The following is a 23,306-nucleotide window of genomic DNA, read 5'->3' on the forward strand; positions in this document are numbered from 1 at the left end:
CAGGCTTGGGGTATGCGCAGACCGTTCGCACTGCTCGCCGCCGTCCTCCTCACGGGGGCTCTCGCCGTGCCCGCCTCCGCCGCCGACGGCGACGAGAAGTTCACGATCAAGGACCCGCGCATCACCGAGTCCAGCGGCCTGGCGGCCTCACGGCAGCACCCGGGCATCTACTGGACGCACAACGACAGCGACGACGGGGCGTACCTCTACGCCGTCGACAGCTCGACGGGCGAGACGGTCGCCACGATCACCATGTCCGGCGTGGGCAGCCCGCGCGACGTCGAGGCCGTCTCCATCGGGCCGGACGACCAGATCTACGTCGGTGACATCGGCGACAACCTCGGCGGCACCTGGCCGTACGTCTGGATCTACCGGCTGCCCGAGCCGGAGAACCTGCGCGACCAGACGATCAAGGCCACCCAGTACGTCGTGAAGTACTCCGAGGGTGCGCGGGACGCCGAGTCCCTCGTGGTGCACCCGAAGACCGGCCGTGTCTACATCGTCGACAAGAACGAGAAGGGCGGGCACCTGTACGAGGGCCCGGCGCGGCTCTCCCCTTCCGGGGCGAACGTCTTCCGTCCGATCGCCGCGGTCCCCGACCTGGAGGCCACCGACGCCACGCTCTCCCCGGACGGGCAGCACCTCGTCGTGCGCAGCTACTTCGGCGCGATCGCCTACGACTGGAACGGCGGGAAGATCAAGAAGAAGGAGCGGCTCGGCGTGCCGTTCCTGGGGCAGGGCGAGTCCGTCACCTACACCGCGGACGGCAAGACGCTGATGTACGGCGCCGAGGGGGCGGACAGCCCGGTGGAGCCGCAGGACGCGCCCGGTGGAGCCGGCACCTCTTCCGGTGGCGGCGGTTCGGCCGCACGGGACGACGGTGCCGCCGGTGACGGGTTCGGCGGCAACCTCAGGACCGGCGCCATCGCCGTGGCCGTGGCGTGCGCCGCCCTGCTCGGTCTGCGCGGGCTGCGGCGGCGGAAATAGAGGCCGGAAGGCGGCCCGGTACCGGCACCTGCCGGAGCTCCGTTTCCCGCTGGTGAGCCGCGTGCGGCGCGGCCCGGCGACGTACCCGCCGCGCGGCCGGGCCGGCCGGAGCCGGGACCGGATCACCTGGCGACGAAAGCCACCCGGAACATCTTCGGCCACCACTTGCCGGTGAGCAGGAACTCACCGGTGCCCGGGACGGCGGCGATGCCGTTGAGCACCTCGGCGGGCCGCCGTTCCTTCGAGGGCAGCAGCCCCGAGGCGTCGATCTGGGCGGTGACCGCGCCGGTGCCGGTGTCGACGCGCACGATCCGGTCGGAGGGCCAGACATTGGCGTACACGCGGTCGCCCACGCATTCCAGCTCGTTGAGCCGCGGCACCGGACGGCCTCGAAGGGTGACGAGGAGTTCACCCGTCGGGGCCAGCGTGCGCGGGTCCCGCAAGGTGAGCCGGGCGGAACCGTCACTGGTGACCAGCCGCCCGCGCCCCGGCTGGTGGCATACGCCCCAGCCCTCCGCCGGGTAGGGAAGACGACGCAGCTCCGCGAGGGTTCCGGCGTCCCGTTCGATGGCGATGTGGTCCCGGAAGGTCAACTGCCACAGCGTCCGTCCGAGGACGGTGACCCCCTCCCCGAACAGCGGCGTCGGCAGGTCGGCACGGACGGTGGGACGCCGGCCGGGCGGGCCCCGGCGGATCGACGACTGACCGGCCATGCCCGTCCCCTCGTAGAGGGTTCGCCCGGCCATCTCCAGGCCCTGCGTGTAGGCCTTCGGGTCGTGGGGCAGGACGTCGAGGACCCTGACCCTCAGTTGCTCGACCGGCTCCGCGGCGGATCCGGCCTGCGTGCGCACCGGTGAGCGGTCGTCAGCCGTACAGGAGGAGAGCAGTGCGGAGCCTGCGAGGACCGCGGCCGCGAGGGCCGGGAGTACGCGCGTCCGCGCGCACCTGACCGTCGGCCGGGAGCCGCGAACCGCCACACCGGGGCTCCCGCGCCGACGACCGCCTGGCCGACGGCGCGGCACCCGCCGGGCGCGTCCCGCACCGGCTGCGGCGCCCTCTCCGCGGTCAGTGATGGTCTCCGCCTTCCTGGGCAGCCACCGACGTGGTGTCCTTTCCCGACGGTGCGGCCGGCGCAGGGAAGGCGCCGATCGTCGCCGGCCGGCCGCGGCGGCGGAGCCGCGGCCGGAGCCTGAGCAGCCGGAGCCGCTCCCTGCGTCCCGAGGCCTGGGGACGGTACCCGTAGCCGTACTGCTCGATGTCGCCCTTGGCGGGCACCATGTTGAGGACGCTGCCGAGCACGGTGGCGCCGACGTCTTGCAGGGTGCGCACGGCGTCGGTGACCTGGCCACGGGAGGTCTTCCCGTACCGGGCGGCCAGCAGGTAACCGTCGACCGCCGAGGCCATCGCCGGTGTGTCCGCGACCGGGAGGACCGGCGCGGTGTCGATCACGACATGGTCGAATCTGTCGGCGAGCGCGCGCACCACGCCGCGGAACTGCTCCGAGCCCAGCATCTCCGCAGGGTTCGGCGGCAGCACCCCGCTGGCCAGCACCGAGAACGCGCCCGCCGACTGCATCACGTCCTCGGCGTTCGCCTGGCCGATCATCACGGTGGTCAGCCCGGCGTCCTGTACCAGCCCGAGCGCGGAGGCCACGCTGGGGCGCCGCAGGTCGGCGTCGACCAGGCAGACCGAGGAACCGAACTCGGCCAGGGAGGACGCCAGGTTGATCGAGATGCTCGTCTTCCCCTCGGCGGACACTGCGCTGGTGACCGCGATGACCTTGGGCGGAGCGTCGATGTCGACGAACCGGAGGTTGGTGCGCAGCCGTCTGAAGTCTTCCGCCCGCCGGCCGAACGCGTCGTCGTCCGCCGCCACCGTGTGCCGGGAAGCACTCTGGTCGAGGGCGACGCTGCCGAGTACGGCCGGTCCGCCGGCCTCGGCGAGACACCGGGTGAGGTCGTTGCGGCTGCGCACCGAGGTGTCCAGCGACTCCCGCGCGACCGCCAGGCCGGCACCGAGCCCCAGTCCGGCCACGAGGCCGAGTGCGAGGTTGAGCACCAGGTTGGGGGAGGTCGGCGTCTTGGGTTTGGTGGCGTAGCCGGTGATGCTCAGCCGGACGGGCGAGAGCCGGGAGCCCTCCGGTCGTTCGATCTTGGCGATGACCTCGGCGAAGCGGTGGGCGACCGCGTTGCTGATCCGGGCCGCCCGGGCGGGTTCGGTGTCGGTGACGGTGATCTTGAGGAGTACCGTTTCGAGAGGCACTTCCGTGGTGATCTTCCGAGCCAGCTGAGAGGGCGTCATGTCCAGGCGCAGAAGCTCGGAGACCGGTCCGGTCACGTAAGGACTGGTGACCACTTCCGCGTAGGAGCGGACGCGAGCCTGGGCGAAGCTGTTGCCCTGATTGAGCTTGACCGTGTCGTCCCAGTCCTGGAGCGACACGAAGAGGGTCGAGGTGGCCTGGTACTGCGGTGTGGTGGTGTGGGTGACGAACACGCCGACCGCTGTTCCCAGCAGGCCCAGCGCCGCGATGATGCGCCAGCGCCTGACCAGGAACCGAAGGTAGTCGGACAGATCCAAGATATCCATCCCAGGTATGCAAAACGGCAGCAACATTTACATTCGGTAGCTGCGTGATCTTATCTGCGATACATGGTCAAAACGTGCCATCTCTCGCCGAGTCGGCCGGAGCCGCCCTCGCCGTCGGCCAGGCGTGCGTTCCCGCATCGCCGGCCCGGAACCGGATCCCGTGCCGCTGACCAGCCGGATCAGCCGGTGCACGGACCGCTCGGGAGCGCGCTGGCCCGCAGGGGAAGCACCAGGGGCTGACGCAGCACGAAGGCGGAACGGTCCGCGGGACGCTCCAGCAAGTGGAGTACGAGGGTGCGTGCGGCGCCCGCGGGCAGCTCGACGTCGAGGGTGAAGACCGGGTGGCCCCGCTCGGCGCCGTGGCTGAGCTGAGCGGAGCGTCCGTCCAGGGTGGCACCGGACAAGGTGGCGCCGGCACTGGCGTAGTAGGACACCAGGAGGCGGTTGTCACCGGGCCGGGTGTCGTAGGGCGGGTCGTCCACCCGCTGGACGACGTACGGCGGGAGTCCCGAGGCGGGAGCCCGGTTGGCGAGGCGCACCGTCACGGTGACCTCGCGCCGGCCGTCGACGCACCGGCCCGGTACCCACATGAGCCGGCGCTCGAGGTAGTAGTCGAGCTTCGTACCCGCCGCGTTGTTGACGACCAGTCCGGCCAGTGGAGCGGATCCCTTGGGCAGGGCCCCGCCGAACGACCGCGCCAGGAGCTCGCGCTGCTCCGCCGCGTGCCCACTCCACACCTTGATCCGCCCGTCTCCCAACTGCCGGTGCAGTGCCGAGAAGAGTGCGGTCCGGCGCGTGGGGTCCGTCGACGCGCCGAGCAGCCGGATGGCCACCGTGCGCGCCACGTCGAGGAAGTACGCCTTGCGCCGCTTGAAGTCCGGGTGGAGCGCGTAGCTGGCGCGCTCGCTGAGGTCGACGACGTTACGGGCGGTGACGGCGCTCCCGTCGGGCAGCCGGGCGGGGCCGGAGGCGGTGAGGAGCCCGGCGACCGCACCGGGGTCCAGACCGAAGGCGCCGTCCACCCTCTGGCCGCTGTGCCGCTGCCACGCCGCGGCCCAGATCCGCGCCGCGTACGGGAAGTGCGGGCTCATGTTGGAGTTGACCCAGGTCCGGGTCGGGGCGCTGGGACCGTAGAGCCCGTTGAAATCCGCTCCCAGGTCGACGTCCGCATGGGCTTCGCTCAGCTCGGTGTCGTTGCCGAAGTGCTCGAAGCTCAGCCGGCCCCGCTCCGCCCTGAGCACCGCGAAGGCTCCGGGCAGCCCGCCCGTTCCACGAGCCTCGGCGGTGTTCTCGAACACCGCCAGATACCGTCGCGGGCCGTCGGCTCCGAGCATCGAGGGCATCAACCGGGCCGCCGCGGCGGCATCGTGAGCCAGGGGGGTGATCCGGTCGAGCTGCCGGGCGAGTTCGGTGCGCGCCCGGTCGGTGGCCGGCAGCCAGGTGCCGTGGGGGAGGCCGTCGACGTCGGCACGCACCCTCGATGCGCTGTGCGAGGCCTGTTCCAGAAGGGGTGCCACACGGCGCAGCGCGGAGAGGTTCAGGTGCCGGCCGTCGTCGGTCCCGGTGGAATCGAGTTCCGCGACGGTGTGCGCCAGGGGAGGGAGCACGTCGTGGGTCAGCCGGGCGGAGGCCTCCGCGATACCGCGCACCGTACGGAGGGGGCCGCCGAGAACCGGCAGATGAGCCGCCGGGAACCAGGCGGGGCCGGTCGTGAGCCGATGAGCCCGGGCGGCGTGGCCGCCGGCGTCGCGCACCGCGTCCTGCACGGTTGCGGTCAGCGCCGCAGGCGGGCCGGCAGCGACGGCCGGGGTTGCCGCGGGCTGCGCGAGGTGCCGCCGCAGCGTCTCCAGGCTTCGCTGGGCGGCCATCAGCTCATTCCGGGCGAGCACTCCGGTGACCGCGATCCAGGCGGCACCGGCCAGAACCAGTGCGGCCGCGGCGTACAGCGGCATCCTGACGCGCCGGTCGCGCAGCAGGCGGACGACGACGGCGGGCGGGACCCACTCCTTGTACCGGCGCGGATTCCACCGGGCCCGCGCCGCACCGAGCGAGGATTCCTGCTCCTGCGACGCACCACGGCGAGTCTCGGACATCTGATGTCACTCCCTGGCTGATCTCGTTCGCTGGGGCCGTGGGCTCCCGCAACGCCCGGTGGGCGGCAGGCTGTGGAGGTGAACCCTCGCGCTGGAGCCGGCTCAGTAGGCGCCGTCACCGCGCAGCACGGCGGGGAGGGTCCGGCAGAGGATCGCCAGGTCGAGCCTGATCGACCAGGTGTCGACGTACTCGAGATCCAGACGCAGGGCGTCCTCCCAGGCGAGGTCGGAGCGTCCGCTCACCTGCCACAGTCCGGTGATCCCGGGGCGGACCAGCAGGCGGCGCCGGGCCTCCCCGGTGAACGCCGAGTCCACGACCGGGAGCGGACGGGGACCGACCAGGGACATCTGCCCCCGCAGCACATTGACCAGCTGCGGCAACTCGTCCAGGGAGTAACGCCGCAACCAGCGCCCGGCCCTGGTCACCCGCGGGTCCTCGCGGATCTTGAAGAGGTGCCCGTCGGCCTCGTTGGACTCCGCCATGGCGTCGCGCATCCGCTCCGAACCGACGTGCATCGTCCGCAACTTCAGGACGTGGAACTCCTTGCCCCGCCAGCCGGTGCGGCGCTGGCGGAACAGCAGCGGGCCCGGACTGTCGAGCTTCACCGCGACGGCGGCGGCGATCAGCACCGGCGCCACGAACAGGAGCAGTGCGGCGGCCCCCGCGCAGTCGATGAACCGCTTGGCGGCCCGGACTCCGCCGTGCGCACGCCCCCGGGGAGCGGGCGGGTGAGGGGCCGCCTTCGCAGCGGATACCGGCATCGCGCATCCCTTCGTCTTCTGCGGCGGAACGGGTGAAAGGTGTCCTGGTTCGGGCGCATTGGGGCCCGCAGAACATCCCAATCGGATCATCTCTGACTAAGGAATAGAAGCACGACATTGATCCACGCTTCGGCAATGACGCCGAAGCCCGCCCTCGCCATCAGCCTGGGCGGGGCGGCCGAGAGGACCTGCATGCGTGCGGTAGTGACGGGTGGGGCCGGGTTTCTCGGCTCCCATTTGTGTGAACGATTGCTACAGGCGGACCACGAAGTCGTCTGCGTGGACAACTTCCTGACGTCCGGCCCCGAGAACATCGAGCACCTCATGGGCGACCGGCGCTTCGAGTTCCGCCACCGGGACATCACCGAGGGCCTGGACGAGCCGGGGCAGGTGGACACCGTCTTCCACATGGCGTCACCGGCGTCGCCCGTGGACTATCTGAGACTGCCCCTGGAGACGCTCCGGGTGGGCTCGGCCGGCACCTGGCACGCCCTGGACCTGGCCGCCGCCAAGGGCGCCCGCTTCCTGCTGGCCTCCACCTCGGAGTCGTACGGCGACCCGCTGGTCCATCCGCAGCCGGAGAGCTACTGGGGACATGTGAACCCGGTGGGCCCGCGTTCGGTGTACGACGAGGCGAAGCGCTTCGGTGAGGCACTGACGATGGCGTACCGCAGGAGCCGCGGCGTGGACGCCAAGATCGTGCGCATCTTCAACACCTTCGGTCCGCGGATGCGCCCGGACGACGGGCGGGCGATCCCCACCTTCATCCGCCAGGCGCTGAGCGGAGAGCCGATCACGGTCACCGGCGACGGCAGCCAGACCAGGTCGCTGTGCTACGTCGACGACGTGGTCGAAGGCCTGCTGCGCATGCTTGCCTGCGACCACGGCGGACCCGTCAACCTGGGCAATCCCCATGAGGTCTCCATGCTGGAACTGGCGCAGTGGATCGGCAAGCTCACCCGGTCCCGCTCCGAGATCACGCTCGTCCCCCGTCCCCAGGACGACCCCGAGCGGCGGCGCCCGGACATCGCCCTGGCCCGCGAGCTGCTGAACTGGGAACCCACGACTCCCGTGGAACGCGGCCTGTGCGACACCGTCATGTACTTCCGCCACCGTCTGTCCGTCGGGGACTGCGCCGGGAGCGGCCCGCTGCCGGCCGGATCCACGCCGAGCTCCGCCGCCGCCTCATGACCGCCCCTCCGAGCAGCGCGACGATGCCGGTGACCGCTCCCGTGGTCGAATGCCTCGGTGTGCCCATCACCGCGCACACCCGCGACAGTGCGGCCCGCCATGTCGTGGACCTGGCCGGCAGGGTGCGCGAGGCACGGCAGGGGCTCACCGAGGAACCCGGCGCCTCCGGCAGCCGGCGTGGCAGCGACGTGCACCTGTCCAACGCCTACACGCTCGCCCTCGCCGACCGGGACCCCGGACTGCGCGACATCCTCCGCTCCGCCTCCCTGAACCTGCCCGACGGGCAGCCGGTCGTGTGGGCCAACCGACTCCTCCACCCCACCGCGGTACTGCCGAGCACACGTGTGTACGGCCCCGACCTCCTCACGGACGTCTTCGCCCTGACTCAGCACACGGAAGTGAACCACTACCTTCTCGGCTCCACGCCCCAGGTGCTCGACGCACTCCACCGGGAGCTGCGGCGGCGCTATCCCGGGGCGCGGATCGTGGGCACCTGCTCCCCGCCGTTCCGGCCCCTGCACGTCCATGAACGGCGCCAGCAGGTGGAGCAGATCCGTTCCGCCGCGGCGGACATCGTCTGGGTCGGACTCGGCACGCCGAAGCAGGACCGCTGGGCCGCCGAACTGTGCGACGCCCTGCCCGTGGTGGCCGTGGCCGTGGGCGCGGCCTTCGACTTCGTCGCCGGCAACAAGCCGCAGGCACCGCACTGGATGCGGCACAACGGGCTGGAATGGCTGTTCCGGCTCGGCTGTGAACCACGCCGTCTGTGGCGCCGGTACCTGTTCGGCAACGCGCGCTTCGTCCACGGGGTGGTGCGCCAGGCGTCCCGCCCGGTGCGAACGGGCAGCGCTGTGCTGGCCGGAGGACCCGGTCGCCTGAACCCGGGCGGACTCGCCCGCCACCGCCGGGAGATCCCGGCCCCGATCCCCGAGGGGCGGCCATGACGACCCCACCGGTCACACCCTCGATGGGGGAGTTGCAGCAGCGCGAGCACGGAGCCGGGCACGACTACGCGGCGGGCTCCCCCCACATTCGCCACCACACCATTCGCGACCGGCTGGTCGCGGACCTGCACACCCTGGTCCAACAGGTCACCGACCGGAACGGTCAGTGCCGGGTGCTCGAACTGGGTGCCGGACACGGCACCTTCACCGATCACCTGGTGGCGGCGGGCGCGCAGGTCACTGTGACGGAGATGAGCGAGCCGAGCGTCCGTTTCCTCCAAAGCCGCTTCCGGCACAACCCCCGGGTCACCGTGATCCACGACAAGGACGGCACCGCGGCCTGCCGGGTCGGGCCGCTCGACGCCGTGGTGTGCGTCTCCGTGCTGCACCACATCCCGGACTACCTCGGCACCGTCAAGCAGCTCATCGAGAACATCGTTCCCGGCGGCGCGTTCCTCAGCGCCCAGGACCCCTTGTGGTATCCGCGCCGGTCCCGGGTGTCGCTGAGCCTGGACCGCAACGCCTACTTCCTCTGGCGCCTCGGCCAGGGCGAGCTCCGGCGCGGGCTCGCCACCCGCCTGCGCCGCGTACGCGGCGTCTACGACGACACCAATGAGGCCGACATGGTCGAGTACCACGTCGTCCGCGACGGCGTCGACGAGGATGCCCTGCGTGACCTGCTCGCACCCCACTTCGTGACGGTGGAGGTCCGGCGTTACTGGTCCACCCAGTCGGGGTTGCTTCAGGCCGTCGGAGAGCGCCTCTTCCCGCCGACGACCTTCGGCCTTCTCGCCACGGAACGCGTGTGACGCGCATGGCGGCGAGACACCTCAGCCGGCGGATCAAGCTGAAGACCGCGGAGGTCGCAGTGCCGTGGCTGACCCGTATCCGCCCTGTTCGCGGTCTGGAGCGGTTCGGCAGCGACTACGGAGGATGGTGGGTCCCCACCGATCTGATCAGCCGGGATTCCGTCGTCTACGCGGCAGGTGCGGGCGAGGACGTCAGCTTCGACCTCGCCCTCCTGCGGCGCTTCGGCTGTGAGGTCTGGGCCATGGATCCCACACCCCGCTCGATCGCGTTCGCCAGAGGAGTCACCGAACCGCGATGGCACTTCCTCCCCTTCGGGATGTGGAAGGAGGACACGGTGCTGCATTTCCATCCCCCCGCCGATCCCGCGCACGTGTCCCACTCCGCCACCGAGGTCCGCGGCCGCGGGCCCGGGTTCGACGCCCAATGCCACACATTGACCACCTTCATGAAGATGCTGGGACACCAGCGGGTCGACCTGCTGAAGATGGACATCGAAGGAGCCGAAGGACCAGTGCTGGACAGGATTCTCGCCGAGGGCACACTGCCACGAGTGCTCTGCATCGAATTCGACACTCCGCAAGGCCCCTGGTCCCTGCGCCGGCGGCTCCGCCGACTGGAGGACGCCGGTTACGTGGTGCGCCACGCGGAGGCCCGCAACTACACCCTCACCCACGGCTGATGGCTCCCGGCACGGCTCTGCGGCACGGCTCGTCGTCCTTGCGCGTCGCCGTGGTCCACAGCTTCTACGGTTCAGCCACTCCCAGCGGCGAGAACCAGACCGTGACCGATCAGCTGGCGGCCCTCGCCGGAGCGGGGCACGAGGCACACCTCGTGGCCGCGCACACCGACGAACTCGCCCGCTCCCCGTTCTACCCGCTGCGTGCCGCCGTCACCGTGAGCAGCGGACGAGGCCGGTCCCCCCTGGCCGACCTGCGGAGGCTGCGCCCGGACGTGGTCCATGTGCACAACCTCTTCCCGAACTTCGGCAGCTCCTGGCTGCGGCGCTGGCACGGCCCCGTCGTCGCCACGGTGCACAACTACCGGCCGTTGTGCGCCGCCGCCACGTTGTACCGGGACGGCGCGATGTGCACCCGGTGCCCCGACGGCGACCGGTGGGCCGGGCTGCGGAACGGCTGCTACCGCAGCTCGCCCGTGGCGACCGCGCCGCTGGCGTGGGCCGGGCGCCGCGGAGCCGTCGCCCATCCACTGCTGCGCCGCGCGGACCGTGTCGTGGTGCTGTCCGCGACCAGCCGCCGGATGTACATCCGAGCCGGGATCGAACCGGAGCGGCTGGACCTCGTGCCCAACTCCACCACCGACGCCGCACTCGAGGCCCCCGCGGAGACGGTCCGGCGCAGCACCGGCACGGACGAGGCCGCCTGGGTCTTCGCCGGGCGTCTGAGCCCGGAGAAGGGACTGCTGGAGCTGTTGGGCCGCTGGCCGGCCGGAGAACGCCTGGACGTGGTGGGTGACGGCCCCCTGCTCGACGACTGCCGCCTGGCCGCACCGCGGTCGGTCCGCTTCCTCGGCGCGCTCGACCACGGCGAACTGCGGCGGCGGCTGCCTTCCTGGCGGGGCCTGATCTTCCCCAGCCGCTGGCTGGAGGGCGCCCCCCTGATCTATCCGGAGGCACTGGCCGCCGGGCTCCCGGTGCTGGCGTTCACCGGTTCGGCCGTCGCGGACTCGGTGCGGGAGCAGGGCACGGGCGCGGTGGTGGACTGGGACGAACCATTGGACGCGGCGCTCCGCCGCGCCGCCGAGTGCTTCCCCTCGCTGCGCCGAAGCTGCCGGGAGGTGTTCCTGGGTCATTACACGCAACAGGTCTGGGCGGAGCGCATCGAGGCCGTGTACGCCGCCGCTCTCGCGCACCGCGCCGGCACCCGGCCCGTCCCGGCCGCGGGCCGGGCGGGCACAGCGGGGAACACGACGTGCTGAAGGCCGGGCAGCAGGCGAGGATCGTGATCGTCCAGCCCTATGTGCCCAGCTACCGGACCGGATTCTTCGAACGTCTCGGGAGTGATCTCCGGACCGAGGGATGCACCCTCGACGTGCTGCACGGTCCTCCGCCACCCTCCCATGTGGCACGGCAGGACTCTTCGCACTGCTCGGGCGCGATCCAGGTCCCGGTGCGCCGCCTGGGCGTACCCGGGGGCCGGTCACTCGTCTGGCAGCAGGTGTACCGGCGAGCGGCCTCCGCCGATGTCGTCGTGCTGGAACAGGCGTTGCGCAATCTCGAGGCGTATCCGCTCCTTCTCCGGCAGCAGCTGGCGCGCATGACCGGTGGTCGCACTCCGCGTGTCGCGCTGTGGGGCCACGGCCGTACGTACACCAAGCCGGTGAGTCGGGTGGAGACCGCCGCCAAGGACGCTCTCACCCGGCGCGCCTCATGGTTCTTCGCCTATACCGAGGGCGGAGCCGACCACCTCGCCGCCGGGGGCTTCCCGCGGCGGCGCATCACCGTGGTACGCAACTGCGTGGACACGGTGGCGCTCGCCGAGGCCCGCGAGCGGGCGGGTACACCCGGGACCCGGGAGTTCGCCGAAGCGGCGGCCCTGCGGTCGCGCCACGGGCTGCTGCCCGGACGGACAGCCCTGTTCGTGGGCGGGCTGGACGCTCCCAAGCGGATCCCCCTGCTGCTGGAGTCTGCCTGGCGCATCGCCGAAGCCCTGCCGGGATTCCGGCTGCTCGTGGCGGGGGACGGTACCGATCGGCCCTTGGTGGAGGCCGCGGCTGCCGCTCCCGGGAGCCCGGTGGTCCCCCTGGGGCACATGACGGGAAGACAGGTGGCGCTGCTCGGAGCGGTGTCGGACATCATGCTGATGCCGGGCCGGGTGGGACTGTGCGCGGTGGACTCGTTCGTCCTGCGGACACCCGTCGTCACCACGGACTGGCCCTGGCACGCACCGGAATTCGAGTACCTGCGGAACGGCCACAACGCCGTCATCACGTCCGACGACCCGGTGGTGTACGCGGCGGCGGCGCAGGCACTGCTGACCGACCGGGCCCGTCTCGCCTCCCTCCGAGCGCGCTGCCGGGAGGACGCCGGCTCCTATACGACCGGCGCCATGGCCGCACGTTTCCGCGAAGGGCTGCTCCGGCTGCTCAGTGAGACGCGCAGACGCGGCGGACACGCTGCCGTGCGGCAGTGAGCTTCTCAGGCACCACGCAGAGCGGGGACGGCTGCGGCGATCGGCGACACGCGATTTCCGTGCCGACGACCGGGCGGGTGATGCGGGCCGCAGTCCGGGGTGTGGCACCGAAGGCGGTCCGGTGCGGGACTGTAGCGTCGCTCGCGTGTCCGTTGTGAAGAGCGTTGCCAGATCGGTCATCGGCGCCGTCAACCGCCCCGTCGCCAAGGCCCGCTTCGCGCACGCGGTGAGGTCGGGGCCCCTCCTCAAGATCGAAGTGGGAAGCTTCCGGGGGCGTCGGCCCGGCTGGATCTGCACCGATGTCTGCTGGCACACGCGGTCCTATCTGGACGCCACCAGGACGTGGCCCGTCCGCTCCGGATCGGCGAGTCACATCTACTCCGACAACATGATCGAGCACATCCGCCTCGAGCCTGCCCGCCGCATGTTCCGTGAAGCCCGGCGCGTTCTCGCACCCGGTGGGCGCATCCGGCTGTCGACACCCGATGTCGAGCACGCTGTGCGGCTGTACCTGGCACGTGACGACGAGACCCGACGGGAGATGGAGGAGTGCCGGCGGAGGGGCTACCAGGCCGAGCATCCGGTTGATCTGCTGCGCATGACCTTCCAGGACTGCGGCCATCACGCCGGATTCCTCTGGGACTTCGACGCGGTGGAGGCGGAGCTCCGGTCGGCCGGGTTCTCCGCAGTCCGCCGTTACGCGCCCGGCCAGAGCGATGACCCGGAACTCCGGAACCTGGAGTCGCGACCCCAATTCGCCCTGATCGTCGAAGCGGTTGTCGCCTGAGCCGCCCCGTCTCGTCCTGGCGGATCATTCGACCGTCCGACCGTGCGACGACGCCGGAAAATCAGCTACTCCGAAAAGTTCGGCGCGTGCGTCAGGATCATTCCTGCGACCGTGACAGAGTGACCGGGATCTTGCATTTTCCTATGCCTCGGAGGAGGAGCTGTGAAAAGCGGGGTTGATTTGCAGCGCGCCGCGATGGCGGAAATCTGCAGCACCCGGGACGACTGGTCCTTCCACGTGACCAGCGATCCGCTGACACGGTTTCTGCGCGACCGGCGGCTGCGAACCGCGCTGCGCATGCTGCGTGTTCGGGGACTGCTCGATCCCGCGCGGCAGAGCGTGCTGATCGTCTGCGGCGGGGTGGGCGGAGAGGGCGTCTTCCTGAGCCGTTACGGCTTCAAGGACATCACGGTCAGTGATCTGTCCGAAGAGGCACTCGCCGTGTGCCGCGGCCTGGAACCGACGCTTCGAACCATGTCTCTGAACGCCGAGAACATGGCCGGGATCCCGGATTCCAGTTACGACCTGGTCCTTGTCCAGGACGGCCTGCATCACTTGCCGCGACCGGTTCTGGGTTTCACCGAGATGCTCCGGGTGGCCCGGACGGCCGTCATCGTGATCGAGCCGCACGACGGTCTGGTGGGAAGGGCCATCGGCACCGAGTGGGAACGGCATGGAGACGTCGTCAACTATGTCTTCCGATGGAATCGCTCGATCCTGAACCAGGCCACCCGCAGCTATCTGCTCTGCAAGCGGGCGATCGTGCTGCCGCACCGGATGTGGGACCACAACGTGGTCGTCGGAAAGCTGGCACGGCGCTTCCCGGAACGGTGGCGCCTGACGGTCGCCAAGACTGTCTACCGCGTGCTGCGGCCGGTGAACCGGGCCGGCAACATGATGGTCGCGGTGGTGGTGAAACCGGACGGCGACACGACACGGGGGAGTGGACTGTGAACCGCTCGCAGCGGGCCTACATCAGAGCCAGCGCCGCCCTTCCTGCCGCGATCTCCTTTCGGACGGATCTGCTGTTTCCACGCCTGGGAATGCCCGAACTGGGGCCGTTCAACGGGCAGCTCAAGCGCCAGGAGATCATCCGCGAACTGCTGGCGGCGATCGACTTCGATGAGATCGTCGAAACCGGTTCCTTCCGCGGCACCACGACGAGGTTCCTGAGCGGCGTCTCCGGCCTGCCCGTCCACTCGGCCGAGATCGCGGAGAGGTTCTACCGATACGCCGCGACGAAATGCCGCGGCCTGCCGGGCATCCACCTGTACCGCACGGATTCACGGGAGATGCTGCACATTCTCTCGAAGCGGCCGGGAAACCCCGCGCTGTTCTTCTATCTCGATGCTCACTGGCAGGAGGACGTGCCTCGCTACCAGGAACTGGAGATCATCGAGGAGCGCTGGAGCAGAGCGGTCGTGATGATCGACGACTTCCGCGTACCGGGCGACCCCGGTTATCAGTTCACCTCGTACCACGGAACTCCGCTGGACGTGAACTACCTCCCGGCACTCCCCGGCTGGGGGGCTTTCTACCCGAGGAGCGGTTCGGCGGACGAGACCGGTGCGAAGCGGGGATGTGTCGTCCTGGCAAGCCCGGAACTCGCCCCGGCCGTGGACGCGCTCGCCGGCCTGCGCGCGGGCGAACTCACCCGGCAGAGCATCCAGAACGGCTGAACCCCCGGACATGTCAGCGGCTCACCGTGCGACCCCCTCCGCCCGGCGTGAACCCGCGGAAACCGCATCCCGGTCAGCAATGATCAGCCTGCGCTGGAACATCACCGGCTCCCTGGCGGTCGTGCTGCTCCAGCTCGGGTACACGGCCTACACCGCCCGCGCCGTGGATGCCCATGCTTACGGCGCCTACGCCGTCACGCTGACCGTGGTGCCGTTCTTCGGCTACTTCGCCAACGCCGGACTGTCGGCCTGCGTCCTCCGGTCCGCGCACCTCACGCTGCCCTTCGTACGGGCCGCCAGGCGTCTCGGCATGATCTCCGGCGCCGTGTGCTTCCTTCTGGTGGAAGCCGTGGCCCCGGTCTTCGGCTCCTTCTTCCACATGCCGGAGCTCACCCTCATGACGCGTCTGCTGGCCTGCGTGTTCCTCGTGCAGCCGAGCGCCAACGTGACCGTCACGGCCATGCGTCGCGCGGGTGCGGCCCCGATGGCGGTGCTGACCGAGACGCTCGGCCAGACGGTGGGGGTGGCAACGGGAGCGGCTCTCCTCGTATGCGGCTGGAACCCCTTCGGGCTGGCCCTCGCGCAGCCGGTCGCGGCGGCGGTGGCCCTGGCCGCGGGCACGGCCTGGCTCGCTCACCGGCCACCGCCTCCCGGGCCCCGGGTCAGGGCTCGCGACCTGCTCGCCCCGTCGGGATTCATGACGAGCCACAGCCTGGGGCAGTTCGTCACCAACAACATCCCGCTGTGGGCTTCGGGCCGACTGCTCGGCGCGGGCGCCGCAGGATCGTACTCCCGGGCATTCCTCTTCACCGGACTGCTGCTGACGTTCCTGTACCAAGGGATCAACTGGGCGGTGACTCCGCTACTCGCCGAGCGGCGCGCCGAAGGGCTCACCGGCCGGGACGTGCAGCGAACGCTGTGCGCGGCGTCGGCCGTGGCGTTCGTGGGGTTCGGTGTCGCGGCAGGCATCGGGCCGGCGGTCCTCCGCCTGCTGCTGGGACCGGGCTGGGAGTCGGCCGTGGCGCTGGTGCCCGTCCTGTCGGCGGGGGCAGCCATGACCTTGCTGTGCTACTGCGGAGGGTTGATCGACCAGGTGCGAAGCGCGCCCCGGGCCCTCCTCGGCACGCTGTCGGCCACGGTCGTGGCGACCGCGGCCGGGGTTGCCGCAGCCGCGTCGGCGCGGTCCCTTCCGCTGGTCGCGGCCGCGGCCGCAGCAGGGCAACTGGTGGGCCATTGCGTACAGCTGGCGGCCTGGCGCCGCGCCGGCCTGATGCGGGCCGGCGCCGCCCTGCGCATGCACGGGGTGCACCTCGCCGTCGGGGCGGCACTCGGCGGAGCTGCCGCGCTCGGCTCGGCGGACCGTTCCCCGGCGGTGGCCCTGGGGCACGGACTGTTCGCCATGGTGCCGGTCGTGCTGGGGTGCGTGCTGCTGCGCCGCTGGATTCCCGCGTTCACGGTTGCCGTCGCCGCAGGTCTGCTGGGGAGCCGTGGATCACGCACGTCCCGGCTGCCGTCCTCCGCAGCCACGGATCCGTCCGACCGGGGCTGATCACACGCGCCCAAGCGCACCGTCAGCCGTGCTGCCGTGTCGCCCCGCCCGAGCGGCTTCGCGAAGGAACACCACGTCACACTGCAGCAGCTGCCCGGTGCGGTGGTCGCTGAAGCCGGGCACCAGTGCCGCCAGGGTCATCCCGTACCGGCGCTGTGCGATCCCCAGGGCCTCCTCCAGGAGCAGACCTCCCTCGTACAGCGGGACACACGAGACTTCCATCTGCAGTCCGCTGCACTGACGGACGCGGTCCACGGCCCCTTCCAGGACGGCTCCTTCGTATCCCTGGACGTCGAGTTTCAGGAACACGCGCTCCTCGGGTCCGGCCAGGTGCGGCCAGAGGGTGTCGAGGCGCCGCTGCTCGGCTTGCTGGACGTCCACGTAGCGGGACTCCGGGCAGGCCTCCGTGTGCCGGGACAGCATGGGCAGCACGGAACTGCTGGCCGCTCCGTTACCGGCCACGTTGATGTCGACGGTGCGATCACTGTCGCCGAGCGCATAGGGAGACACCGTCCACAGCGGGTCCGCCGCAGCCCGGCGGCGCAACGTCCGCTGGGGCTCGTGGAGCGGCTCGAACGAGACGATCCTCCCTCGGTATCCGAAGCGCCTGAGCATCGCCGCGTACTGACCACGGTTCGCCCCCACGTCGAGCACCACATCGATGCGGCTGCGGCAAATGAGCTGCACGACGCGGTGGTCGGGTGAGCACTGCGGAAACCGGTTCACGTCAAGGCCGAAGCGCTGGGCGGCGAGACGGGCGCGATGAAGGAGAGTCATCGTCCCATTCTCGGGGTTGATCCCGTTCCATCCCGGTATTCACCGTCTTCCGGATACCCGTCCATTCCTGCCGTTTCATCATGCTGCGGTCGACGAGCGGTTTCCGCGGCCCACCGCCGGACCGGTCTGCCGCGTCGGCACGCAGCTGCCACAGACACAATCCGAGCAGAACGCCTTGCTCGGGGAACGGAGAGTACGAGACGAAGAGCACGAGATGGGAGACGACCACCAGCCGCAGTGCGGGCGTGCCGTTGCCGACGCCACCGAGCCGCCGCCACAGGAGGAGGTACAAGGCCAGCAGCGTGAGCAGTCCCACCACCCCCAGGCGAAGCAGGACATGCAGGTAGAAGTCGTGCGGGGAGACGGAGATCACCACGCCCCCGACCCACCGGTCGTAGCCGGAGCCGAACGGACTGCCCAGCAGCCATTCGACCAGGGTCTTCGGCCCTTTCAGCAGTTCCTGCCAGCCGAGAACCCGCCATGCGAAGGTGCTGTTCTCGTCCTGAGTCTCCAGGAAGGAGCCGGCGAGGACGCTGCCGACCCTGCCGAACATGCCGGCGGCGAACACCAGCGTGACCACGCATGACGAGAACAGGGCTGCCGCCGCGCAGGCCAGGCGCTGACCTGCCCGGGCGGGAACCATTGCCCACCCCACGACAGCCATCACGATGACGATCGCCCAGACGGTCCGGTGCTGCAGCAAGACCACGAGGACCAGACACAGCAACGCCGGCAGGACCTTCCTGCGGCCGCCGTCCGTCGTCCGGCCTTCCCGCCGCCCCCGGTCGCCTCCGGGGCCGTGCTCCACGGGCCTGGCCGATGCGGACGAGTTCCCGCCCTTCCCGCCCCATGGGCACAACAGGAGTACCGCGCTCTGCGCGAGGACCAGCGCAGACCTGGCCGGAACCGGCCTCGGGTCGTACACCTGCCCTCCCACGGTGGCGGCGTCGACGACCGAATGCAGTCCCGTGTTCACCCATCCGGCCAGGCTCAGTGCGGCGTACGCGGCCGCTGAGACCAGCCACAGCCGTACGACGACCCGGGCCCTGCCGGCGTGCAGGGGCGCGGTCGCGACATACAGGGCCGAGGCGAAGAACTGCCAGAAGTAGACGCGGGCGTCATTGGCGGCGGAGGTCAGCCCGAATGTGCCGGTTCCGCGCTGGATCGACCATGCGATCAGGCACACGACGGCCAGCAGGAGCAGCAACTCCGCCCGCGGCGGCGCCCCCCGCCGCAGCAGCCGGGCGCCGGCCACGAGCACGGCACAGGCGGCCAGCAGATCACTCGGGAGGAGGCTGAAGCCGACATCGAGGAACGGCGTCTCACCGCCTGCGGCGATCGCCCACACCTGTACGCCCAGGAGAAGACCGACGGCAATGTTGCAGTGCTGCGTGAAGATCCACAACAGGACGGCGAAGAGCGCCAGTCCCAAGAAGAGGGTCTGAGTCATGTCCGAGGCGACGGCGAGGTGCTGCACCGGTGGTCCGTCCTGGGGGAGGTGAAGAGCCGCAGGCGGGAGCACGTGGCAGCGCACCGCGGCTGTGGGGGGCGCTTCAGAGGGGCAGGTGATCCTTCGCCACCGACGCTGGCGATGGTGGCGCGGGTACGCCGCCGGCCGGAGACCGTCGTGCCCACATCGCGGTGACGAACGTCCTCGCGTACGGGGAGCAGAAGAGGAGCGGCGACCAGACCCCGAAATGACGACGGCAGAAGCGCCACCAGGGCCCGAGGGGCTGTTCCCGCACCGATGTTGCCCGGCGCAGGGCGGTGCGCACCGTGATCCCGGTCGCCCGCGACGTGCCGGGGGCGAACGGCGGGTGGTCGTCGCAGACACCTACGTGACCCGGGGCCAGCAGAACCGGGATGCCGGCCTTCCGTGCCCGCAGTCCGTAGTCGCTGTCCCCCATACGGTGCGGGAACGCGGGGTCCAGGTCTCCAAGTGACCGTCGCGCCGCACGGGTGACGAGAACCGCGTTGCCGTTGCAGGAGTCGCAGGCCACGGGCCGGCGGGGGTCCGGTTCGACCCGCTCGAGACGCGGCGGGCGCCAGCGGGCGCGCAGGAGCCGGTAGCCACCGTAGGTGGTGCGGCCGCCGTCGGCGGAGAGCATGGCACCGACGACCACGGACGCCCGATGGAGCGGGGTGGCGGTGTGCAGCAGCACGGCGAGCGCGTTCGCGGAGAGGACCACGTCATCGTTGAGCCACAGCACGTGAGCGCCGGGGTCCGCGCGTGCCGCCGCCATGGCCGTGCCCGTACCCCAGTACACATCGGGATCCGCCCTGACCACATCGGTCCCCGGAAAGGCGGCGCGTACGGCGGCACCCGTTCCGTCGGTACTTCCGGCGTCGACGAGGTGCACGGTCAGGGACGTCCCGGGCGGCAGACCGGTCTGCCTGTGCAAGGACGCCAGGGCCGCCAGAGTCTGCGCCCGGCGATTGTGACAGGTCATCAGGACGGCCACCTTCGGTGCAGCCGGACTCTCCGTACGTGTCACCGCCCGACCAACTCCGGCGCCGTCGGAGCGGCGGGCGCGCCGACGGAGGCGGCAGGCGCCGGTGACAGGGCCGCGATCTCGGCGTCGACCATGAGCCGCGCGAGCTCCGGGGCGCGCACCGTCGGGCGCCATCCCAGGACCCGCTCGGCCTTGGAGGCGTCTCCGACGAGATCGTCCACCTCGGTCGGTCTCAGGTATCGCTCGTCGAACCGCACATGGTCGCGCCAGTCGAGGCCGACGTGGGCGAAGCACTGCTCGACGAAGTCGCGCACGCTGTGGCTGACGCCGGTGGCGACCACGTAGTCGTCGGGTTCGTCCTGTTGCAGCATCCGCCACATGGCCTCGACGTATTCCGCCGCGTATCCCCAGTCCCGCCGGGCGTCGAGGTTGCCCAGGTAGACGACGTCCTCCAGGCCGGCCTTGATGCGTGCGGCGGCCGTGGCGACCTTGCGGGTGACGAAGGTCGGCCCGCGGCGAGGAGACTCGTGGTTGAACAGGATGCCGTTGACGGCGTACATCCCGTACGCCTCCCGGTAGTTGCGCGTCGCCCAGTACGCGTACACCTTGGCGACCCCGTACGGGGAGCGGGGGTGGAATGGGGTGCCCTCGTGCTGAGGCGGCGGGGAGGCACCGAACATCTCGGAGCTGGATGCCTGGTAGAACCGGCAGGGCAGGCCCGTCGTCCTGACCGCCTCGAGCAGCCGCGTGGTGCCCAGCCCGGTGGAGTCCCCGGTGAACTCCGGCTCGTCGAAGGACACCCGTACGTGCGACTGGGCAGCCAGATGGTAGACCTCGTCGGGCCGCAGGCGCTCCAGAAGCCCCGCGATCCGGGTTCCGTCGGTCAGGTCGCCGTAGTGCAGGAAGAGGCGGGCCTCGGGGTCGTGCGGATCTCGGTAGAGATGCTCGATGCGCTGCGTGTTGAAGGTCGAGGCGCGGCGGACGATTCCGTGCACCACGTATCCCTTCTCCAGAAGCAGCTCTGCCAGGTAGGAGCCGTCCTGACCGGTGATGCCGGTGATGAGCGCGGTCTTGTCCGTCACGCCGATTCCTTTGCTGGGCTGTTGAGGGCTGGGGACATGCACCTGGGTGGTGGGGGAGGGAGGACGGCGGTACGGCTCACCTCCTGGCGACCAGTGACTTGGGGAGCCCCGCGAAGCGTTCGAACCAGATGGTGGAAGCGGGGAAGTAGGACCGCATCTCGGACGCGGACAGCAGCTCGACCTCCTGGACGTCCCGGGTGGCCCGAGCACGCCCCGCGCGGGGGACGTGTCCGTGCCCCCAGCGCCGGGAGACGGCGACGCGGGCCGGGAACGGGAGCCATTGCAGCCCTGGGAACAGCCAGTGGGGTTCGACGGGGAAGTAGCGGTAGGGGGTCTGTACCCAATGGTGTTCGGCGTGGCTGTGCACCGTGTCGGCGAACTGCTGCCGCCGGTGGTGTCCTCCCAGGTGTTCCAGGACGGAGTTGGAGTACACGAGGTCGAATCGCCGGGTGCCCAGGCGCGTCGACAGCGAGAGGTCGCACGCGTCCCCGACGACCGGCGTGATTCCGGACTCGGGGTGCAGGGCCGTGCGCGGGTCGAGGTTGACGGTCACCACGCGGGCCGGCCGAACGGGTGCGACACGCCAGCCGGCCGGGGTGCCGCCGAGGTCGAGGACGTGCATCTCCGCCAGGTCGGGAAAACACCGCAGCAGTTCCTCCCAGCGCTTGGCACGAGCCGTGTGGGCAAGGGATCCGGCCCTGGTGGGGTCGGCGATCTTCGTCCTCAGCATGCTGCTTCCTCTTGGCCAGGTGGCGTGCGGCGCTGTCCGTCACGACGGTCACACGCCTTCTTCTCCGGCAGGGCCGGCAGGAGGACGGGGTGCGGTCCGAACTCCGGCACCTCGGGCGCCTCCGGCACCCCGGCAAGAATACGGAAATCAGCGCTATCATCCGCTTCATACATTTGTGTCGCGTTTTCAGGCGTTATGCACTGGCCCTGACGCCCCGTCCGAGAAGGAGGGCAACGAGCCCATGAGTGCCCGTACTGATACCGGTGCCGCAGTCCCGGCCGCCTCGGCGGTCCACGCACCTGCCCCGGTGCCGGACGGCAGGGTGCACCGCCCCCTCGACCGCTCGGCGCGCGTGTTCGTGGCCGGAGGCTCCGGGCTGGCCGGTTCGGCAGTGCGCAGGGCACTCCGCATCGAGGGGTTCACCGATGTGGTCGCGCCCGGCTCGGCGGAGCTGGACCTGAGGGAACGCCGGGCGGTGTTCGACTGGTTCGCGGCCAGGCGCCCGGACGTGGTGGTCCTGGCCGCGGCGCGGGTGGGCGGGATCAAGGCGAACGCCACCCGGCCCGCCGAGTTCCTCTCCGACAACCTGCGCATCCAGGTGAACGTGCTGGACGCGGCCCTGGACCACGGGGTGGAGCGGCTGCTGTTCCTGGGCTCCAGCTGCATCTACCCGAAATTCGCCGAGCAGCCGATCCGCGAGGAGGCGCTGCTGACGGGGCCCTTGGAGCCGACCAACGACGCCTACGCCATCGCCAAGATCGCCGGCATTCTGCATGTGCAGGCGGTACGGCGCCAGTACGGGCTGCCCTGGATCTCCGCCATGCCGACCAACCTGTACGGGCCGGGCGACAACTTCCACCCCGAGCACTGTCATGTGCTGCCGTCCCTGATCCGGCGCTTCCACGAGGCGAAGGAGTCGGGTGCGCGACGGGTGGTGAACTGGGGCAGCGGCACACCCCGTCGGGAGTTCCTCCATGCGGACGATCTGGCACGGGCGTGTCTGCACCTGATCGAGCACTACGACGCGGACGGCCCGGTCAACGTCGGCACCGGCACGGACCTGACCATCCGGGAACTGGCGGAGCTCGTCGCCGACGTCGCGGGGTACCGGGGGAGCGTCGAGTGGGACACGAAGCAGCCGGACGGCACTCCGCGCAAGCTCCTTGACGTCTCCCGGCTCACCACGCTCGGCTGGGCTCCTCGTATCGGCCTGCGGGAAGGGATCGCCCGGACGTACGCCTGGTACGTGGAGAACCTCGAGTCCGGCATGCTGCGGCGCTGACGCGACAGCCGGCAGCGGGTACTCCGACGGGTGCGTCGGGGATCCGCTGCCGGCCGCCGGTAGGGCGCGGGCTTCGCGACTGTCCGTTCGGCGGGTGGTCAGTTGTGCTTCCGCCGCCGGACGGCCATCATCGTGCCGGCTCCGAGCGCCAGCAGCGCCGCGGCTCCGCCCACCATGACGAGCGAGCGGTCCTCACCGGTGTCGGCCAGGTGAGGCTTGTGCGGGCGCACGATGATCTTGGCCCCCAAGGACCGGTGCGATCTCACGCCCTTGAGGCGGAAGAAGTGCTTGCCCGGATCCGTCCACTTGGGGATGGTGACGGTGCCCCTCACCGTGCCGTTCGAGTCGGCGGTGAAGTGGCCCAGCTTGACGGGCTTCGAGAACAGGAATGCGTTCACCCCCTCGGTCGGAATGAACCCGGTCCCCGTGAAGCCGAGGTCGTCTC

Annotated in this window: 22 protein-coding genes; 12 read left to right on the forward strand and 10 right to left on the reverse strand. The window is 70.6% G+C overall.

Annotation, left to right across the window (positions count from 1 at the left end; all coding sequences use genetic code 11):
* The first annotated feature begins 12 nt into the window (after nt 1-12).
* Nucleotides 13-987: a WD40 repeat domain-containing protein gene (locus AB0937_RS10730; RefSeq protein ID WP_366710901.1), complete on the forward strand. Its 975-nt coding sequence runs from the start codon at nt 13-15 to the stop codon at nt 985-987.
* A 122-nt stretch (nt 988-1,109) separates the two neighbouring features.
* Here the strand turns inward: AB0937_RS10730 and AB0937_RS10735 are convergent, their stop codons facing one another.
* The 4 genes from AB0937_RS10735 to AB0937_RS10750 all read right to left on the reverse strand — a co-directional run bounded on the left by AB0937_RS10735 (nt 1,110) and on the right by AB0937_RS10750 (nt 6,428).
* A complete protein-coding gene (locus tag AB0937_RS10735; RefSeq protein ID WP_366710902.1) occupies nt 1,110-1,838 on the reverse strand; it encodes a glutaminyl-peptide cyclotransferase in 729 nt (242 codons plus the stop codon).
* A gap of 214 nt (nt 1,839-2,052) precedes the next feature.
* The gene (locus AB0937_RS10740) at nt 2,053-3,573 is read right to left on the reverse strand and encodes a polysaccharide biosynthesis tyrosine autokinase (RefSeq protein WP_366710904.1); all 1,521 of its coding nucleotides are present in this window, start codon (nt 3,571-3,573) and stop codon (nt 2,053-2,055) included.
* Between the two features lie 179 nt (nt 3,574-3,752).
* Nucleotides 3,753-5,666, reverse strand: a complete 1,914-nt coding sequence (locus tag AB0937_RS10745; RefSeq protein ID WP_366710906.1) for a DUF4012 domain-containing protein — start codon at nt 5,664-5,666, stop codon at nt 3,753-3,755.
* 102 nt (nt 5,667-5,768) lie between these two features.
* Nucleotides 5,769-6,428 (reverse strand): sugar transferase, encoded by a 660-nt coding sequence (locus AB0937_RS10750; RefSeq protein ID WP_366710907.1) that lies wholly within the window; start codon nt 6,426-6,428, stop codon nt 5,769-5,771.
* A 192-nt stretch (nt 6,429-6,620) separates the two neighbouring features.
* Between AB0937_RS10750 and AB0937_RS10755 the strand changes: the two genes are divergently transcribed.
* The 10 genes from AB0937_RS10755 (at nt 6,621) to AB0937_RS10800 (ending at nt 16,537) form a co-directional block, all read left to right on the forward strand.
* Nucleotides 6,621-7,619, forward strand: a complete 999-nt coding sequence (locus AB0937_RS10755; RefSeq protein ID WP_366711101.1) for a UDP-glucuronic acid decarboxylase family protein — start codon at nt 6,621-6,623, stop codon at nt 7,617-7,619.
* Between the two features lie 29 nt (nt 7,620-7,648).
* Entirely contained in the window at nt 7,649-8,563 is a 915-nt protein-coding gene (locus AB0937_RS10760) for a WecB/TagA/CpsF family glycosyltransferase (protein ID WP_366710908.1), read from the forward strand.
* On the forward strand, nt 8,560-9,372 hold the full coding sequence (locus AB0937_RS10765; RefSeq protein ID WP_366710909.1) for a class I SAM-dependent methyltransferase: 813 nt from the start codon (nt 8,560-8,562) through the stop codon (nt 9,370-9,372). The genes AB0937_RS10760 and AB0937_RS10765 overlap by 4 nt, the downstream gene beginning before the upstream one ends.
* 5 nt (nt 9,373-9,377) lie before the next feature.
* The gene (locus AB0937_RS10770; RefSeq protein WP_366710911.1) at nt 9,378-10,052 is read left to right on the forward strand and encodes an FkbM family methyltransferase; all 675 of its coding nucleotides are present in this window, start codon (nt 9,378-9,380) and stop codon (nt 10,050-10,052) included.
* Entirely contained in the window at nt 10,052-11,308 is a 1,257-nt protein-coding gene (locus tag AB0937_RS10775; RefSeq protein ID WP_366710912.1) for a glycosyltransferase family 4 protein, read from the forward strand. Before AB0937_RS10770 ends, AB0937_RS10775 begins: the two co-directional genes overlap by 1 nt.
* Nucleotides 11,302-12,522 carry a glycosyltransferase family 4 protein gene (locus AB0937_RS10780; protein WP_366710914.1) on the forward strand — a complete coding sequence of 407 codons (1,221 nt, stop codon included), beginning with the start codon at nt 11,302-11,304 and terminating at the stop codon, nt 12,520-12,522. Before AB0937_RS10775 ends, AB0937_RS10780 begins: the two co-directional genes overlap by 7 nt.
* A gap of 256 nt (nt 12,523-12,778) precedes the next feature.
* Nucleotides 12,779-13,309: a methyltransferase domain-containing protein gene (locus tag AB0937_RS10785; protein ID WP_366711102.1), complete on the forward strand. Its 531-nt coding sequence runs from the start codon at nt 12,779-12,781 to the stop codon at nt 13,307-13,309.
* Nucleotides 13,310-13,471: 162 nt separating this feature from the next.
* Nucleotides 13,472-14,263: a class I SAM-dependent methyltransferase gene (locus tag AB0937_RS10790; protein ID WP_366710915.1), complete on the forward strand. Its 792-nt coding sequence runs from the start codon at nt 13,472-13,474 to the stop codon at nt 14,261-14,263.
* 89 nt (nt 14,264-14,352) lie between these two features.
* A complete protein-coding gene (locus tag AB0937_RS10795) occupies nt 14,353-14,988 on the forward strand; it encodes a hypothetical protein (protein ID WP_366710917.1) in 636 nt (211 codons plus the stop codon).
* A gap of 79 nt (nt 14,989-15,067) precedes the next feature.
* On the forward strand, nt 15,068-16,537 hold the full coding sequence (locus AB0937_RS10800; protein WP_366710918.1) for an oligosaccharide flippase family protein: 1,470 nt from the start codon (nt 15,068-15,070) through the stop codon (nt 16,535-16,537).
* Here AB0937_RS10800 and AB0937_RS10805 read toward each other — a convergent pair whose 3' ends face one another.
* The 5 genes from AB0937_RS10805 to AB0937_RS10825 all read right to left on the reverse strand — a co-directional run bounded on the left by AB0937_RS10805 (nt 16,538) and on the right by AB0937_RS10825 (nt 21,579).
* Nucleotides 16,538-17,314, reverse strand: a complete 777-nt coding sequence (locus AB0937_RS10805) for an FkbM family methyltransferase (RefSeq protein ID WP_366710919.1) — start codon at nt 17,312-17,314, stop codon at nt 16,538-16,540.
* A complete protein-coding gene (locus tag AB0937_RS10810; RefSeq protein WP_366710920.1) occupies nt 17,265-18,791 on the reverse strand; it encodes a hypothetical protein in 1,527 nt (508 codons plus the stop codon). The genes AB0937_RS10805 and AB0937_RS10810 overlap by 50 nt, the downstream gene beginning before the upstream one ends.
* Before the next feature lie 76 nt (nt 18,792-18,867).
* Entirely contained in the window at nt 18,868-19,809 is a 942-nt protein-coding gene (locus AB0937_RS10815) for a glycosyltransferase family 2 protein (RefSeq protein ID WP_366710921.1), read from the reverse strand.
* Nucleotides 19,806-20,849 carry a GDP-mannose 4,6-dehydratase gene (gene gmd, locus AB0937_RS10820; RefSeq protein WP_366710922.1) on the reverse strand — a complete coding sequence of 348 codons (1,044 nt, stop codon included), beginning with the start codon at nt 20,847-20,849 and terminating at the stop codon, nt 19,806-19,808. Before gmd ends, AB0937_RS10815 begins: the two co-directional genes overlap by 4 nt.
* A 76-nt stretch (nt 20,850-20,925) precedes the next feature.
* Nucleotides 20,926-21,579, reverse strand: coding sequence for a class I SAM-dependent methyltransferase (locus tag AB0937_RS10825; protein WP_366710923.1), 654 nt, complete (start codon nt 21,577-21,579; stop codon nt 20,926-20,928).
* A gap of 241 nt (nt 21,580-21,820) precedes the next feature.
* Here AB0937_RS10825 and AB0937_RS10830 point away from each other — a divergent pair, with 241 nt between their 5' ends.
* Entirely contained in the window at nt 21,821-22,861 is a 1,041-nt protein-coding gene (locus AB0937_RS10830; RefSeq protein WP_366710924.1) for a GDP-L-fucose synthase, read from the forward strand.
* A gap of 98 nt (nt 22,862-22,959) precedes the next feature.
* On the opposite strand, the gene AB0937_RS10835 is transcribed toward AB0937_RS10830, so the two are convergent.
* On the reverse strand, nt 22,960-23,259 hold the full coding sequence (locus AB0937_RS10835) for an LPXTG cell wall anchor domain-containing protein (protein ID WP_366710926.1): 300 nt from the start codon (nt 23,257-23,259) through the stop codon (nt 22,960-22,962).
* Between the last annotated feature and the right edge of the window lie 47 nt (nt 23,260-23,306).

This window comes from Streptomyces sp. NPDC047880, assembly GCF_040706515.1.
Lineage (GTDB): Bacteria > Actinomycetota > Actinomycetes > Streptomycetales > Streptomycetaceae > Streptomyces.

Bases quoted from the DNA above. Each gene is read 5' to 3' on its own strand.
- AB0937_RS10775 (WP_366710912.1), top strand. From the start codon at position 10,052: ATGGCTCCCGGCACGGCTCTGCGGCACGGCTCGTCGTCCTTGCGCGTC.
- AB0937_RS10795 (WP_366710917.1), top strand. From the start codon at position 14,353: ATGCCCGAACTGGGGCCGTTCAACGGGCAGCTCAAGCGCCAGGAGATC.
- AB0937_RS10770 (WP_366710911.1), top strand. From the start codon at position 9,378: ATGGCGGCGAGACACCTCAGCCGGCGGATCAAGCTGAAGACCGCGGAG.
- AB0937_RS10745 (WP_366710906.1), bottom strand. From the start codon at position 5,666: ATGTCCGAGACTCGCCGTGGTGCGTCGCAGGAGCAGGAATCCTCGCTC.
- AB0937_RS10830 (WP_366710924.1), top strand. From the start codon at position 21,821: ATGAGTGCCCGTACTGATACCGGTGCCGCAGTCCCGGCCGCCTCGGCG.
- AB0937_RS10740 (WP_366710904.1), bottom strand. From the start codon at position 3,573: ATGGATATCTTGGATCTGTCCGACTACCTTCGGTTCCTGGTCAGGCGC.
- AB0937_RS10825 (WP_366710923.1), bottom strand. From the start codon at position 21,579: ATGCTGAGGACGAAGATCGCCGACCCCACCAGGGCCGGATCCCTTGCC.
- AB0937_RS10750 (WP_366710907.1), bottom strand. From the start codon at position 6,428: ATGCCGGTATCCGCTGCGAAGGCGGCCCCTCACCCGCCCGCTCCCCGG.
- AB0937_RS10805 (WP_366710919.1), bottom strand. From the start codon at position 17,314: ATGACTCTCCTTCATCGCGCCCGTCTCGCCGCCCAGCGCTTCGGCCTT.
- AB0937_RS10730 (WP_366710901.1), top strand. From the start codon at position 13: ATGCGCAGACCGTTCGCACTGCTCGCCGCCGTCCTCCTCACGGGGGCT.
- AB0937_RS10755 (WP_366711101.1), top strand. From the start codon at position 6,621: ATGCGTGCGGTAGTGACGGGTGGGGCCGGGTTTCTCGGCTCCCATTTG.
- AB0937_RS10800 (WP_366710918.1), top strand. From the start codon at position 15,068: ATGATCAGCCTGCGCTGGAACATCACCGGCTCCCTGGCGGTCGTGCTG.
- AB0937_RS10765 (WP_366710909.1), top strand. From the start codon at position 8,560: ATGACGACCCCACCGGTCACACCCTCGATGGGGGAGTTGCAGCAGCGC.